The organism is Streptomyces sp. NPDC087901 (assembly GCF_044742205.1).
In the GTDB taxonomy this organism is placed as follows: domain Bacteria; phylum Actinomycetota; class Actinomycetes; order Streptomycetales; family Streptomycetaceae; genus Streptomyces.
On the sequence record NZ_JBIUUC010000013.1, the window covers coordinates 229,156 to 242,963 of the forward strand.

The following is a 13,808-nucleotide window of genomic DNA, read 5'->3' on the forward strand; positions in this document are numbered from 1 at the left end:
ATCCCAGCGACAGAGCCCCGGAGGCAACCTGGTCCGGTGTCAGCCACGCGGACACGTGGACGTCGTCCTGGCCGCGCGCCCGGGTGCGCCACGTGATCTCGATCCGCCCGTCCTCGGCAATCTTGCTGACGATGGCCCGGTAGCCGTTCAGCAGGTCCCCGCGCCTGCTGCGGTAGTCATTGCACCCACCCGTACGGTGTCGCCAGTGGCCAGGGTGAGCCGGTCGCCGCCGGGCAGGGCGTAGGTGTACTCGGTGCCGAGTTCGCCGGCGGCGCGGCGGATCTGCTGTGCGCCCGCGTTGAGCGCGTCGACGTCGCCGTTGCGGGCGGCAAGTACCACCAGTTCGTCCAGGGGGTCGTAGGTGTCGCGCCACCCGTCGCGACGGAGCTCGTCCCACGCGGTGAGGATCAGCGAGCGGACCTCGTCCGCGCTCTCGGCGGGATGGACGCGGCCGCGGTCGGCAAGCAGATGCAGCGCCTGGTCGCCGGTCCGCCAGACCTCCAGCGCGTGCCGTTCGGCGGCGTCCTCCTGTCGGCGGTTCTCCCGCAGCGCGAGCCCGCCTACCAGCCGGTGGGTCCTTGAACCAGCCGCCGGCCGTGATGGCCTGGAGCTGGAGAGGGTCGCCGATGTCGATGATCTGCGTGCGGTGCGGGCCGCCTCGGTCATCAGAGCGGCTGTGGCCCGGTCGTCCACCATCGTCGGCTCGTCGATGACCAGGACGTCGACGCCAGTGAACCCCGCGCCGATGCGCATCTGCTGAAGCCAGGCCGCGACCGCACGCGCCGGGATCCCGGACGCCTGGGTGAGGCCCTGCGAGGCGGCAGCGCTCACAGCCGGGTCACCCCGCGCGCTGCTTGAACCCCACCGCGACCTGAAACACGTCGACCGTGGCTGCCGACTGATCGGGGGTCAGCGCCGTGCGGCCTTCGCCGTGGCGGGCGAGCGCTTGGCCCAGGATCTACTCCTCGACATCGAGGATGTCCTGGGTGGTGTAGCAGGCGGTCGACGTCATGACGGTGGACCCGTAGTCCGGCACGCGATCTGCGTACCCGGCGACGTCCAAGACGTCGTCGGCGATCTCGTCCGGGCGGCCCGGCTCGTAGGTGTCGAGCCCGTACTCCAGCGCATTGCCGACCCCGCGAGCAGCTGCGCACGGCTGAACATCCTGTCGCTGCCCTTCTCGTGCTGCCGTTCATCCTCGTTGTCGGCATCGTGGCCAGGATGATCAGGGCAATCTTTCCAGGTGGCAGTGTCCGCCACCTCGACCGTATCGCTTTGAGATGGCGGCGCAGCAGGTCGGCGAGGAAGGCCAGGGTGTGCGTGGACAGCGGCAGGCGGCACTGGCAAACCAGGGACACGGCGGCCCCCGGCCCGGCCTTTGGCATTCGTCCCACACTTCCAGCAGCCGCTGTGGGAAGCTCGGTTACGCCCCGTCGCTGTGCGGCCTGGTCACGCGCGGGTGGTGCACTTCCCGTCGGGGCGTTTGTGGCAGCCAGCCGCGGTCGGCCAGCTTCGTGAGCTTCCCGCGCAGCGGGTCCAGCCTGCCCCTCACCCCGGTGTCCAAGCCCAGTACCTCGCCGATCTGGCGGGTGGAGACCGGGCCGCCAGCCTGCCGCACGGCGGCCAGGATGCGCTGGTACTCCGCCGGCACCACAGACTCAGCCAACCCCGGCGCACGATCCGGAACCAGCCGCACCGCCCGACCCGCCACCTGGACGACCGGCGACCCAGCCTCCATGCGCTCGTCAGCGAGCTGGTCACTCATCCGCTGCCACACCCGCTCGGCCACGGCGAGCTCATCCCGCTCAGCCCGATACCTCCGACAGCTGCTTGACCAGCTGTTCTTCTAGCCCGTCCAGCTTCGCACGCCGCGCGGCGATCAGCTCCAGCACTTCGCGATCCATCATGCGCCGGAGCGTAGGAACGGTACCCGCGACGACGGACGGGAATCCGTAAACGCACCCGATCTACACCCCCAACTGCCGCCCACGACCAGCACGAGCACCTCGAACCGGCGTCACACCAGCACTCTGACCAGCTACTTCAAGATGGCGCAGCCTCTCGGATTGGCCTGGGGCCGGCATTGTCCAGCCCGGGGCAGGACGTGTCTGGTCCGGTCGGTGTCGTGGTGATCCCTACGACACCTCCGACCGTGCGAGGTCTTTGTAAAGACTGGTGGCGCTGGGCGCCGGCCGGTCCTCGCCCGTTCTGCCCCCACGGGCCCGTCAGGTTCGGGATCCTCGATGGGGGACCGTCCGCAATCGCCTGCGCTATCTGATGGAGCTGGAGGGCCGCCCGGCTGCCGACCGGTTCAGCCCTCATGCCCTGCGGAGGGCCTGCGCGACCCACAACTACGAGCGCGGAGTGGACCTGGTGGCCATCCAGCAGCTACTCGGTCACTGGACCGTCAGTTCGACCATGAGATACGTCCGGCCCTCGGCCACGTTCATTGAGGACGCGTACTGACGCGCCGTGACCAGCACGCTCGGCGAGCTCACCGGAGAGGAACCCACGTCGGCGGGGAGGTGGCGGAGGGTTTCGTCGCGACTCTTGTCGGGGTGGGCGGTCCAGCGGCCGTCAGCCCAGGTGAGGTCGGGGCCGATGATGACCCCGGCATCGTGGGCGCGCACGTGCGGTACTTCCACGCGATCGCCTTCAGGGTGCGGCGGTGGTTCGCCCATCGTCGCCCGCGGACCGGATCGGCCGACATTAGCGGCTCGATCCGGTCCCACATAACATCACTGATCACCAATCGGACAGACACATCCGATCAACAGCTCAACCCATCAAAGAGACACGCTCTAGCTGGGGCAGGGGGCCTTGGCTAGCTGGGGCACGAGGCGGAAGCGGCGGTGTGATAATGGATGGCCACCTTGCCCTTGCCGGTCCGGCACGGGGAGCCCGCCGGGGCGGCGCAGGCGGACATTGGGCAGGCGTGCGCTTCCAGGCCCTTGAACTCGTCGCTCACGAACCGGGACTGCAGGCGGGGGTGGGGGCCGCCACGCCTTGATCGGACGACCTCTCAGGCGCCATGGCCTCCGTGACGCTCAGCTCCTGGGTCCCTATGACAGACAGCAGTTCCAGTTGCTCGGCTCCTGGGCTTCCGGGTGGGGCGGTGAACCACAGCAGGCGTTGCCGTCCGTCCTCGCTGAGGAGGTTGTAGCAGTCGAGTTCGATGACGCCGAGCATGGGGTGGACGATCCTCTTGTGGTCCTTGCGGCGCACCGCGACGTCGTGGGTGTCCCAGAGGGCTGCGAACTCCTGGCTACGGCGGCGTAGCACGGCGATCATCTCCGTGACCTCCGCGTCCCGGCCGCGCCGGGCAGCCGCTGCCTGGAGGTCGGCCACGAACACCCGGGAGTGGTGCGGATGATCCTCGGGCGGGAAGATCTCGCGAGTTTGCGGGTCGGTGAACCAGCGGTACACGAAGCTCGCCGCCGGGCCGCGGCGTGCCGGGGAATTGCCGAGCAGAGTCAGGGCCAGGTCGTTTTCCACCAGAGTTTCGTGCAGGTCGGTGATGACGCGCGCGGGGGTGTTGGACAGCCGGTCCAGGAGTCCGAGGAGCGCGGGCTGCACGTGTGCCGATGGTCCGTGTGCTGATGGGGGGATCGGCCGTTCGGCCAGGTGGAACAGGTGGTCGCGCTCGTCGCCGTTCAGGCGCAGGGCGCGGGCGAGGGCGGCCACGGTCTGGGTGGAGGGCTGCACGCCGTTCTTCGCGCTGCCACGTTCCAGCTCGGTGTAGTAGTCGGCTGACAGCCCTGCCAGCTGCGCGACTTCCTCGCGGCGCAGCCCGGGGACGCGCCGTCGCGGGCCTCCGGGGAGACCGACCTCGGCGGGGCGGATGCGGTCGCGGCGTGTCCTGAGGAAAGCGCCGAGTTCTGGAAGGTTCACCCCTCCATGGTCGCTCGTACGCCGGAGCACAGCCAGGGGGTGGCGTCCCCTGGGTAGACGCAGCCCTGGCTGGGGACGGGGAACCGGACGATCGTGGAGGACGCGGCAGGGCAACGGCAAGACCGCGGCCCAAGCCCCCCACCCACCCCAGGAGTCAGCCATGCCCATCCCCACTTCGCCCGGCGGAACCGCTTCCCCCAGCGGGACCACCTCCCCCGACGGGACCGCTGCCTCGGCCCAGTCCTCCGCCTCACCCCGTGTCGCGATCGTCACCGGTGGCTCGCGCGGCATCGGCCGCCGGACCGTCGGCCGGCTGGCCGCCGACGGGTACGCCGTCGTGGTCGGCTACGCCGGCAACCAGGACGAGGCTGAAGCCGCCGTGAAGGAGGCCGTCACCAGCGGCGGCAGGGCGATCACCGTGCGCGCGGACGTCGCCGACGAACACGCGGTCGCAGCCTTGTTCGACGCGGCCGAAGCAGAGTTCGGGGGCGTCGATGTCGTCGTGCACGCGGCCGGGCGGATGCACCTGGCGCCGATCGCCGAGCTGGACCTGACTGTCCTGGACGATCTGCACCGCACCAACATCCGCGGCACGTTCGTCGTCGTCCAGCAGGCCGCCCGTCATGTGCGCCCCGGCGGCGCGATCGTGACGTTCTCCTCGTCCGTGGTGGGGCTGGCCTTCCCTGGCTACGGCGCGTACGCCGCCAGTAAGGGCGCGGTCGAGGCGCTGACGCTGATCCTGGCCCGGGAGCTGCGGGGCCGTGACATCACCGCCAACAGTGTCGCGCCCGGTCCCACGGCCACCGACCTGTTCCTGGACGGCAAGGACGAGGAGACCATCGCCTGCCTGGCCGCCCAACCTCCGCTGGAGCGCCTCGGTACCCCTGCCGACATCGCCGAGGTCGTCGCCTTCCTGACCTCCCCGGCCGGCCACTGGATCAACGGACAGGTCATCCGCGCCAACGGCGGAATCATCTGAACCGCCCGCAGCCACCCCCTCGATCAACGAATCGATCAACGAAAGGGCCCGGTCATGGGAAACGACGGAACCGGGAAGGTCATCCTCGTCGCCGGGGCCTCCAGCGGTATCCGTGCGTGCTCTGGCCCTCTCCGGTCACAGCGTGTACGCGGGCATCCGCCAGATCGCGACCCGCAACGCACCGCGGCGGCCGACCTGACGCGCTATGGCACCGACCACCGGGTCGACGTGCACGCCGTCGAGCTGAACGTCACCTCCCAGGACTCCGCCGACGCCGCAGTCGACCGGATCCTCGCCGAGCGCGGCCGGCTGGACGCGGTCGTGCACAACGCCGGGCACATGGTCCTGGGCCCCGCCGAGGCGTTCACCGCCGAGCAGTTCGCGGACCTGTACGACGTGAACGTTCTGGGCACCCAGCGCGTCAACCGCGCCGCCCTGCCGAAGCTGCGTGAGCAGGGCTCGGGGCTGCTGGTGTGGATCGGCAGCTCCAGCACCCGCGGCGGCTGCCCCCCATTCCTGGCCCCGTACTTCGCCGCCAAGGCCGCGACGGACGCCCTGGCCGTCAGCTACGCCGCCGAGGTGCTCCCGTTCGGCATCGACACCGCGATCGTGGTGCCCGGTGCGTTCACCACCGGCACCAACCACTTCGCCAACGTCGGCGCCCCCGCCGACGCCGACTGTGCGGAAGCCTACGACCAGCGTCACCGACCCCTTACGGGCGATCTGAGCAAGCGCCTGGCCGCGCGCTCATCCCTTCGGACGCCGATGTGACCGAGGTCGCCGAAGCCGTCGCGCGACTGGTCGCGATGAAACACGGCACTCGGCCGCTGCGCACCCACATAGACCCCAGCCGGGACGGCAGCGAAGTCGTCTCCGCGGTCGCCGACCGCCTCCGCGCCGACTTCTTCCGCCGCATCGGACTGGACAGCCTGCTCACCGCAGGCAGCTCCCTGTAACACCCCTTGTAACGCCCCACTGAGAGAAGGAACAACCAGCCATGCCTTTCGCGAACTTCAAGGTCCCCGAGAAGACCCTCACCCCGAAGCAGAAGGAGGAGATCGTCACCCGCACCACCGAGCTGTACGTCGAGATTTACGGTGAGCGCGCTCGCAACAACACCATGGTTCTGGTCGAGGAGGTCGCCGACGGCGGCTGGGGCATCTCCGGCAACGTGCTGACCCTGGCCATCCTCGGCGAGGCAACATCGACCGGCACCAGCGGCGCCTGACCGCACCGGCCGTCATTCGGCCAAGACAACACCCGGAAACCGAGGACCCCCGGTCGGCGTTGAGGACCCGAGTGCGGGCCGCGGCGCCGTCGAGGGGCGCGTCGGCCAGGCGGGTGGCACGAGGAGCCATCAGGAGGCCGACTGCCAGCGCGGTGGCCCCCACGCCGAGGCAGAACGGGCAGGTGACCAGTTCTCCGACGGCGTGCTGCAGGCCGCTGCCGCGGACGTCCTCCTGGAGCTCTGCCGGGCCCGACGTGCCCCGGTACCGCGCGAACGGCGCCCTCAGCGGGCTGGTCACCGGGTCCTTGGCGAGCAGCCGGGTGACCTGATGGGTCGCGCCCGTCAGGAGCAGCAGATCGAAGGCGGAAGGCGGCGGTAGCGGGCGCTGCCTCGCACGCACCGCCGCGACCAGGCCGGCCCCGATTACGCAGATGGAAAGGCAACCAGACCGGCGAGCGCCCCATCTTTCTGCCGTAGAGCCCCGGCAAGTCAACGTCGTCGAGCGATGCTTCAACCGACTGAAGCAATACCGCGCGATCGCCACCCGCTACGACGAAACCTGTGAATCCTACGAAGCGGCAGTCACCATCGCCTCACTCCTTCTCTGGATTCGCCCCCTTTGAAGACACTCCCTAGCCCACCGCCCGGTGTGCCAGCGCCTCCACCTGGACAGTGGTCGTAGCCGGCCCGGCTCCCGCCTCGGATACCGTGTTCCTCTACGGGGCGCCATAACGGATGTGACGCCCCCCACCGGAGGTAGTCAGCGTATGAGTTCAAAGCGCAGCAAGAATCCAGCCCTGCCCGTACTTGACGACGCATTCCGACTCGCGTCGGTCAAGGACGCAGAAGAGTCCACCCGTGACTTGGCCGCGCGGCTGGCCACCACCGAGCTGCGCCGCGTTTCCCACCCGGGCCGGGTCACCTGGGAGCCCACCGATCAGGCCGAGCCCGTACCGGTCCCGCCGACTGTGGTCGACGGTGACGGGGACCTGTGGCTGCGGGACCGGGGCACTGGCACCTGGACCATGCCCGAGTTCAACCCGAAGGAGTTCCCGGCCCGCTGTGGCGAGGTTCTGACGTGGAACCAGCTTGCCAGCGAGTTCGGCCCGCTGACCGCACTGGCCGACGACCGCCGCATCGGCGGCGGCCGGCGCTGACCGCGCAGCCTTCTGGGATGACCGCGCCCCTGAAGCGCCCGTTACGGGTAGCTGGGAGCTGCAGCTCACCGCCGAGCTCGATGATGGCGGCGAGCAGGTGGGCGTGGTGGTGGCGTGCGACGGCCTCGAGCAGCGTGGTGCGGGCCTGGCGCCACCCGATGCCCTCGGTGCGGCCGGCATCGGTGGACCAGCGGATTAGCGGTCGGCCTTCAGTTGCCGTGGTGAGCACGCGGCCCAGCTCGCCGATCGACTGCTGCCAGTCGGCCAACTGCCCGAGCAGGCCGCGCACCAGCTCGTCGACGGCGGCCGCCGGGCCGGCGCCGAAGGCCCGCGCTTCGGCGGCGGCCTCGGCGAGGACGTCCTCGTCCAGGTCCTCGAGGGCCTCACGCCACGCAGCGGCTGCAGCATCGAAAGCGGCCAGGGCGACACGTTCAGTGCAACACCGCCGCGCATCGCGCTCTGAACTGCGGTGATGCCTCGGATAGAGGTTCGTGAAACCGGTGTGCACCTCGCGTTGCAGGCCCGCGCCATGTCCGGGCGGAGCCGCCGGCCGCCGACGGCACGAGGCCCCGGGCGATGACGCCCGGGGCCTCTCGGCGCACTTCGCTTGGCCGTCCTTTAATGACCAGCCGCAGCCGGTGTCACGCCCAGTCCACGTCCAGCGCCGCGATTGCGGCGAGTTGGTCAGCGGCGAGCTTCTCGCGCCTCGCGCGTGTGTTCGAAATCCATACGCCGAGCTTCACGATCACCGGCTGTGCCTCACCGTCGACCGCGATCGGCTCACCGCGGCCACGTGGCACCGCCCGGTCCGCGCCTTCCCGTTCGACCCACTGCGTAAGGGCTGCCAGGCCGGGGACTGTAAAACGTTCGGTGTAACTCCCGATCATGGAAGATGCATCGATGACGAGCGACAACGTGACCGAGGCCGAACCTGGAGAGCCGTCTGAGGCGGCGCCAGCGAAGTCTGTGGACACCCGGCTGATTCATGAACTGGTGGGCTGGGCTCAGGCCGAGGGCCTGCAGCTGACCGGTGAGGGCGGGCTACTCCAGCAGCTGACGAAGCGACTCCTGGAGTCGGCCCTCGAGGGCGCGATCACCGACCATCTCGCCTATGACAAGCACGATCGGCGGGAAAGAACGGCGGCAACTCACGCAACGGCACCCGCGCCGAGACCGTACTGACCGATGTCGGCCCGGTGGAGATATCCGTGCCCCGCGACCGCGAGGGCTCCTTCGAACCGAAGATCGTCAAGAAGCGCCAGAAGCGCCTGTCCGGCGTCGATGAGATGGTCATCTCACTCGCGGCGAAGGGCCCTGACCACCGGTGAGGTCCAGGCCCACCTCGCCGAGGTCTACGGCGCCGACGTGTCCCGCCAGGGGATCTCCACGATCACCGACAAGGTCCTCGAGGGCATGGCCGAATGGCAGAACCGGCCCCTGGACGCCGTCTATCGGTGGTCGTCATCGACGCGATCCACGTGAAGATCCGCGACGGCGCGGTCGCCTACCGGCCCATCTACGTCGCCCTGGCGGTCACGGCCGAGGGCCGCCGGGACATTTTCGGGCTGTGGGCCGGCGACGGCGGCGAGGGCGCCAAGCACTGGATGCACATCCTCACCGAGATCAAGAACCGCGGCGTGAACGACGTGCTCATGCTCGTCTGTGACGGGCTGAAGGGGCTGCCCGACGCGGTGGAGACGGTCTGGCCGAAGACGATCGTGCAGACGTGCGTGGTCCACCTGCTGCGGAACTCCTTCCGCTATGCCGCCCGTCAGGACTGGGACAAGATCGCGAAGATCCTCACGCCCGTCTACACCGCGTCGAGGATGCCGCACTCGAGCGGTTCGCCGAGTTCGCCGACGCCTGGGGCAAGGAGTATCCGGCGATCGTCCGGCTCTGGGAGAACGCGTGGGAGGAGTTCACGCCGTTCCTCCGCTTCGACACCGAGATCCGCCGCATCGTCTGCACGACGAACGGGATCGAGTCCGTCAACGCGCGGATCCGGCGGGCGGTCAAGGCCCGCGGACACTTCCCTAACGAGCAAGCCGCCTTGAAGTGCGTCTACATGGCGATCATGTCGCTCGACCCGACCGGCAAGGGCCAGGCCCGCTGGACCATGCGCTGGAAGACCGCACTGAACGCCTTCGACGTCACCTTCGATGGCCGACTCTCCGCAGCCCGACAGTAACCCTCAACAACACGAGATACACCGTTCGTTTGACAGCCCGGCTCGACTCATGGACGTCATTCGATTTGGGCTGCAGCGTGCGCGCGGAAGATGCTCCACTGCTTGAGGCGGGCGACGCCGCGTTCGACGGGAACGCGTGCCGTGGCATGGCTCGGTTGACGGTGCGTTCGGTCGGTGTCAGCTCTCCTCCGGGCGGCCGTTTGCGGCCGGTGGTCACCCAGGGGCCGGCGCCCTGGTAGGCGTGGTCGGCCAGGACGGGGACGCCTTGCCGTTCACGGATCCGGATGATCCGGTGGGTGCGGCAGCGGTCAGATCGTGGGTGGTCCCGGCAGGGCCGGGGACAGCCACAGGGTCCGGCCGTCTGGGTCGGCGACGACCTGGAGGTTCACGCCGTGGCGGCGGTGCTTGTGGGAGTAGTCGGCCCGGCGGTCCCCGACGCGGTCGCACTCGGCGAGGGTGCCGTCCAGCAGGACGTGGTCGGGCTCGGTCTCGTGCAGGACCTTCAGCAGGCCGGGAGCCTGCGCGGCGAGCAGATCGATGACCATGTTGGTGTAGGCGTGCGCGGTTCCCACCGAGCTGCCGAAGTCGGCGGCGATAGGCGTGAACGGCTCGTGCTTGCGCAGGTACACGAGGGCGACGGGCCCACGTTGGTGAGGCGGGAGCTTGCAGCGGAGGTCCTTCTCGCGGGTGACGATGAGCATCGTGACCCATTCGACGAGCAATGATCACAGAGCCGGGATGCGCTTGCCCGGTCCAATTGCCTTGCCGTCCTGACGCCGGCCCGTGATTCTGGGCAGGTGCCAGGACAGGGGAAAAGAAGGCGGCGACAAGAGGCCGCGAGGCAGCAGCTTGCCGCTCGCACCGCACCGGACGCGGGGCAGTGGGAAGTGATTGTTGAGACTCGGGACCAGACGGAGATACGTACGCAGTTGCGCGTTCTTCGGAAGGCAGGAGTCGACGGGGCGATGATCCGGATCGACACGCTGTGCGGGCGCCTGGCGCTGCCGACCACCTATCGGCTGAGCCGGTTCGTGACAAACCCCGGGTGGGAGTCCGAGTGCGGGCACTCTGGTCATTGATCTTGTGGCAGGTCGAGGTGAGTTGACGGATGCGGCGTGTGAGCCAATAGAGCCCCTGTTGCCGCGTGTGGATGGACGTGGTCGTCCATGGCGTGATCACCGGCAGGTGGTCAACGGGGTGCTGTGGCGGCTGCGGACCGGTGCGCCGTGCCGCGATCTGCCCGAGCGATACGAGCCCTGGCAGACCGCCTACGAGCGGTTCGCCCGCCGGGAAACGGACGGGACCTGGGCGAAGCTGCTGGAACACGTCCAGGTCCGCGATGAAGCGGCAGGCCGGGTGGAGTGGACCGTCTCCGTTGACTCCACGATCAACCCGGCCCACCAACACGCGGCCGGCGCCCGCAAAAAGGGGCCGCAGATGGGGACGAACTGGAAGATCCGGGCCGTTCGCAGGCGCGCCAGGTACTCGGCCGGTCCCGGGGTGGGCTGACCACCAAGGTCCACGTCGCCGTCGACGGGCAAGGCCTCCCTCTGTCCATCGTGCTCACACCCGGCAACGTCAACGACGCCACCGCCTTCGGCCAGGTCCTCGACAGTATCCGCATCCCGCGCGCCGTTGCGGGCCGACCTCGCACGACACCGGCGCGGGTGCTGGGCGACAAGGCGTATTCCAGCCGGGCGATACGCCACCTGCTGCGGCGCCGGGGCATCGTTGCCACGATTCCCGAACGCCGAGACCAGATGGCCAACCGCCGGCGACGTGGATCCCACGGCGGTCGCCCACCCGCCTTCGACAGGGACATCTACCGCGACCGCAACGTGGTCGAACGATGCTTCGCCCGCCTCAAGCAGTTCCGTGCGATCGCGACCAGGTTCGACCAGCTCGCCGATCGCTACCGGGCTGGAATCGTCCTGGCGGCTCTGATCCTGTGGCTCAGCGACCCCGCTAGATGATCATTTGTCTGACAGGCCTTAGCGACAGCGACTCGACCTCGCGGCATAAAACGGAAGTGTCGGACCTCTAGGGGTCACTCCAGTGCCGCGCCACAACGGGAAGTTCCTCGCCCGGCTGCTGACTGCCCACCAGCGGCGGTTTGCGAACCCCATGAGCTCTGGCCCCTCGGCGGCCGTCGGCCCGGCCGTCCTCTGACCCCCGCCGATGCCTTCGAGGCATGCCGTCGAACCCCCATTGGTCTTCGACGGCAGCACTGCGCGTACCCAGAATGCGGGCACCACCCCTTCGCGTTCCCGAGGAGTTCACTGTGTCCCCCTTGTACGCCCGGCGCCGCTGGGCCCTGTTGACCGTCCTCGTACTGGCACTTGCCCTCGTGCCGTTTTCACCGCTGGCGGCGAGACCCGCGTCCGCGGCGTCCGCCGTGCCCGGTGATCCGCTCACCGGCAGCGGTGCTGTGACCAGGTCGGTGCTGGCCGCCGCCGACCTGACCCGCGGCGCGGCCACCGGCACCGTCGCCAACGACGCCTTCGCGCTGCCCGCGGCGGCCGCCGCCCCGACGCACTCCTTCGAGGGCACCCTGAAGCTTGACGGCTTGGCCACCGCAGGCGGCTTCCGCGCCGTCAAGGACCCCTACCACTACGCGGCCACCGCCGCGCTCAAGCACCTGCCGCCGGTGAGCATCGACCTCGTGCAGAACGGCAGCCACGTCATCCCTGCAGTCCGCGGCCTGCAGATCACCAAGAGCGCGTACTGGAACCTGATCGTCGGGGGCGGCCGCGCCTGGAACGAGAACGGCGACGGCGGCCGCACCCGCGTCTCGCTGCCCTTCGCGCTGGTCGAGCGCAACGCCAACTGCGTGCACAACGGCCTGCTGACCTTCCTCTTCGACGGCAGCAAGATCTCCCAGGTCCGCTACCAGATCACGCACGAGACGTGCGAGTACTTCCAGTTCGACATGTGGGGCCAGGTCGGTGCGACCTACTCCCGGCACACCGTGACCGGTGACACCAAGCTGAACAACGCGTACGCCGCCGAGGTCGCGGGCCGCATCCCGACCAAGCCGATCAGCGCGCTGAGCACCGACTACCCGAACGTCGGCATCGACACCCGCGCGTTCGGCAGCGGCATCACCGCCTCGGCACTGAGTACGTATGGCGTGTCCTACGGCGGGGTGAACTACGTTGGCGCGTGTAGAACCCGGCAGGGCGCGTACCCGTACTGCAACCAGATGGTGCTGCCGTCGTACTCGCTGGCCAAGACGACGTTCGCGGGCATCGTGCTGATGCGGCTGACGCAGGTCTACGGTTCGTCCGTGCCGTCGCAGCTGATCCGCGACTGGGTCAGCGAGGCGGACACCTCCGCCTGGAACGGCGTCACGTTCCAGGACGCCGCGAACATGGCCACCGGCAACTACTCCTCCAGCGCCTTCGAGGCCGACGAGGCCGGCAGCGGCATGATGGCGTTCTTCGACGCCGAGGCGTACGGGCCGAAGATGACCGCCGCGCTGGCCTTCCCGCACTCCGCCGAGCCCGGCACGAAGTGGGTCTATCACTCCTCCGACACCTTCGTGCTGGCCCGGGCGATGCAGAACTACCTGGTGTCCAAGGCCGGCGCCGGCAGCGACATCTACCGCTGGATCCGCGACCAGGTGCTGGTCCCGCTGCACCTGAGCCCGGACGTGCTCACCACCGAGCGCACCGACAACAGCGCCACCGGGCAGCCGTTCGGCGGGTACGGCCTGTTCTACACGCAGGACGACATCGCCAAGGTCAGCCGGCTCCTGAACGCCGACGTCGGGAAGATCGGCGGCGCGCAGAAGCTCGACCCGACGCTGCTCGCCGACGCGATGCAGCAGAACCCGGCGAACCGCGGCATTATCACGACCGTCGACACGACCGGCAAGACCTACCAGTACCAGGACGGCTTGTGGGCCCGGCGGTTCACCTCGGCGGACAACCCGGTGTTCACCAACCCGGTGTACGTGCCGTTCATGTCCGGCTTCGGCGGCATCACCGCGGCGATGCTGCCCAACGGCGCCACCTACTATTACTTCAGCGACAACGACGAGTTCGACTGGACGGCGGCGGCCGCGCAGGCGTACAAGCTGCCCGCCACCGGCGGTGGCGGCGGGACGTGCATGGTCGGCCAACTGCTCGGCAACGGCGGCTTCGCGACCAGGACGACATCGCCGCGGACGGCGGACGACAAGGTCGCCAGCAACCCGGGGAAGTGCCGCACAGCGGCACATGATTCGCCTGGATCGACGGCTTCGGCACCACGCACACCGACAAGCTCACGCAAACGGTGACGATCCCGGCCGACGGCTGCCACGCTCACCTGGCCTTCCACCTGCACATTGACACCGCGAAGACGCAAGCCGTCGAACCCCCG

Annotated in this window: 12 protein-coding genes and 6 pseudogenes; 10 read left to right on the plus strand and 8 right to left on the minus strand. The window is 69.1% G+C overall.

The genetic code is table 11. The features are described from left to right. Nucleotides 1-147: 147 nt before the first annotated feature. Nucleotides 148-831, minus strand: coding sequence for an AAA family ATPase (locus tag ACIOEW_RS32090; RefSeq protein ID WP_401968072.1), 684 nt, complete (start codon nt 829-831; stop codon nt 148-150). A 592-nt stretch (nt 832-1,423) separates the two neighbouring features. Next, nucleotides 1,424-1,789: a hypothetical protein gene (locus ACIOEW_RS32095; RefSeq protein ID WP_401968075.1), complete on the minus strand. Its 366-nt coding sequence runs from the start codon at nt 1,787-1,789 to the stop codon at nt 1,424-1,426. A gap of 488 nt (nt 1,790-2,277) precedes the next feature. Here ACIOEW_RS32095 and ACIOEW_RS32100 point away from each other — a divergent pair, with 488 nt between their 5' ends. Further along, nucleotides 2,278-2,466 carry a tyrosine-type recombinase/integrase gene (locus ACIOEW_RS32100; RefSeq protein WP_401968076.1) on the plus strand — a complete coding sequence of 63 codons (189 nt, stop codon included), beginning with the start codon at nt 2,278-2,280 and terminating at the stop codon, nt 2,464-2,466. Here the strand turns inward: ACIOEW_RS32100 and ACIOEW_RS32105 are convergent. The 3 genes and pseudogenes from ACIOEW_RS32105 to ACIOEW_RS32115 form a co-directional block, all read right to left on the minus strand. Next, nucleotides 2,397-2,645 carry a hypothetical protein gene (locus ACIOEW_RS32105; RefSeq protein WP_401968147.1) on the minus strand — a complete coding sequence of 83 codons (249 nt, stop codon included), beginning with the start codon at nt 2,643-2,645 and terminating at the stop codon, nt 2,397-2,399. The genes ACIOEW_RS32100 and ACIOEW_RS32105 overlap by 70 nt on opposite strands. Next, nucleotides 2,621-2,764 (minus strand): annotated as a pseudogene (locus tag ACIOEW_RS32110) (IS5/IS1182 family transposase); the annotation flags it as partial. The pseudogene ACIOEW_RS32110 and the gene ACIOEW_RS32105, both read right to left, overlap by 25 nt. Nucleotides 2,765-2,964: 200 nt before the next feature. Next, a complete protein-coding gene (locus ACIOEW_RS32115; RefSeq protein ID WP_362556404.1) occupies nt 2,965-3,891 on the minus strand; it encodes a helix-turn-helix transcriptional regulator in 927 nt (308 codons plus the stop codon). Nucleotides 3,892-4,051: 160 nt separating this feature from the next. Between ACIOEW_RS32115 and ACIOEW_RS32120 the strand changes: the two genes are divergently transcribed. Genes ACIOEW_RS32120 through ACIOEW_RS32135 form a run of 4 tightly spaced genes read left to right on the plus strand, consistent with a single transcriptional unit; the run spans nt 4,052 to nt 6,098 of the window. Continuing rightward, nucleotides 4,052-4,870, plus strand: coding sequence for an SDR family oxidoreductase (locus ACIOEW_RS32120; protein WP_401968078.1), 819 nt, complete (start codon nt 4,052-4,054; stop codon nt 4,868-4,870). A gap of 54 nt (nt 4,871-4,924) precedes the next feature. Continuing rightward, nucleotides 4,925-5,641 (plus strand): SDR family NAD(P)-dependent oxidoreductase, encoded by a 717-nt coding sequence (locus tag ACIOEW_RS32125; protein ID WP_401968080.1) that lies wholly within the window; start codon nt 4,925-4,927, stop codon nt 5,639-5,641. Then, a complete protein-coding gene (locus ACIOEW_RS32130; protein ID WP_401968083.1) occupies nt 5,638-5,826 on the plus strand; it encodes a short-chain dehydrogenase/reductase in 189 nt (62 codons plus the stop codon). The genes ACIOEW_RS32125 and ACIOEW_RS32130 overlap by 4 nt, the downstream gene beginning before the upstream one ends. 41 nt (nt 5,827-5,867) lie before the next feature. After that, the gene (locus tag ACIOEW_RS32135; protein WP_401968085.1) at nt 5,868-6,098 is read left to right on the plus strand and encodes a tautomerase family protein; all 231 of its coding nucleotides are present in this window, start codon (nt 5,868-5,870) and stop codon (nt 6,096-6,098) included. A gap of 103 nt (nt 6,099-6,201) precedes the next feature. On the opposite strand, the pseudogene ACIOEW_RS32140 reads toward ACIOEW_RS32135, so the two are convergent. Beyond that, nucleotides 6,202-6,642 (minus strand): annotated as a pseudogene (locus tag ACIOEW_RS32140) (DUF1360 domain-containing protein); the annotation flags it as partial. Here ACIOEW_RS32140 and ACIOEW_RS32145 point away from each other — a divergent pair. Further along, a pseudogene (locus ACIOEW_RS32145) lies at nt 6,590-6,721 on the plus strand (IS5/IS1182 family transposase); the annotation flags it as partial. The pseudogenes ACIOEW_RS32140 and ACIOEW_RS32145 sit on opposite strands and share 53 nt — an antisense overlap. A gap of 144 nt (nt 6,722-6,865) precedes the next feature. After that, nucleotides 6,866-7,255, plus strand: a complete 390-nt coding sequence (locus tag ACIOEW_RS32150; RefSeq protein ID WP_362556414.1) for a hypothetical protein — start codon at nt 6,866-6,868, stop codon at nt 7,253-7,255. Between the two features lie 641 nt (nt 7,256-7,896). On the opposite strand, the gene ACIOEW_RS32155 is transcribed toward ACIOEW_RS32150, so the two are convergent. Beyond that, the gene (locus ACIOEW_RS32155; protein ID WP_401968088.1) at nt 7,897-8,169 is read right to left on the minus strand and encodes a hypothetical protein; all 273 of its coding nucleotides are present in this window, start codon (nt 8,167-8,169) and stop codon (nt 7,897-7,899) included. Between ACIOEW_RS32155 and ACIOEW_RS32160 the strand changes: the two are divergent. Continuing rightward, nucleotides 8,156-9,443: pseudogene (locus ACIOEW_RS32160) on the plus strand (IS256 family transposase). The gene ACIOEW_RS32155 and the pseudogene ACIOEW_RS32160 sit on opposite strands and share 14 nt — an antisense overlap. A 3-nt stretch (nt 9,444-9,446) precedes the next feature. Here the strand turns inward: ACIOEW_RS32160 and ACIOEW_RS32165 are convergent. Continuing rightward, nucleotides 9,447-10,144, minus strand: a pseudogene (locus tag ACIOEW_RS32165) (transposase family protein). Nucleotides 10,145-10,526: 382 nt separating this feature from the next. Between ACIOEW_RS32165 and ACIOEW_RS32170 the strand changes: the two are divergent. Together ACIOEW_RS32170 and ACIOEW_RS32175 are read left to right on the plus strand one after the other, a co-directional pair. Beyond that, nucleotides 10,527-11,438, plus strand: a pseudogene (locus tag ACIOEW_RS32170) (IS5 family transposase). 286 nt (nt 11,439-11,724) lie between these two features. Next, entirely contained in the window at nt 11,725-13,725 is a 2,001-nt protein-coding gene (locus ACIOEW_RS32175; protein ID WP_401968090.1) for a hypothetical protein, read from the plus strand. Nucleotides 13,726-13,808: the final 83 nt, after the last annotated feature.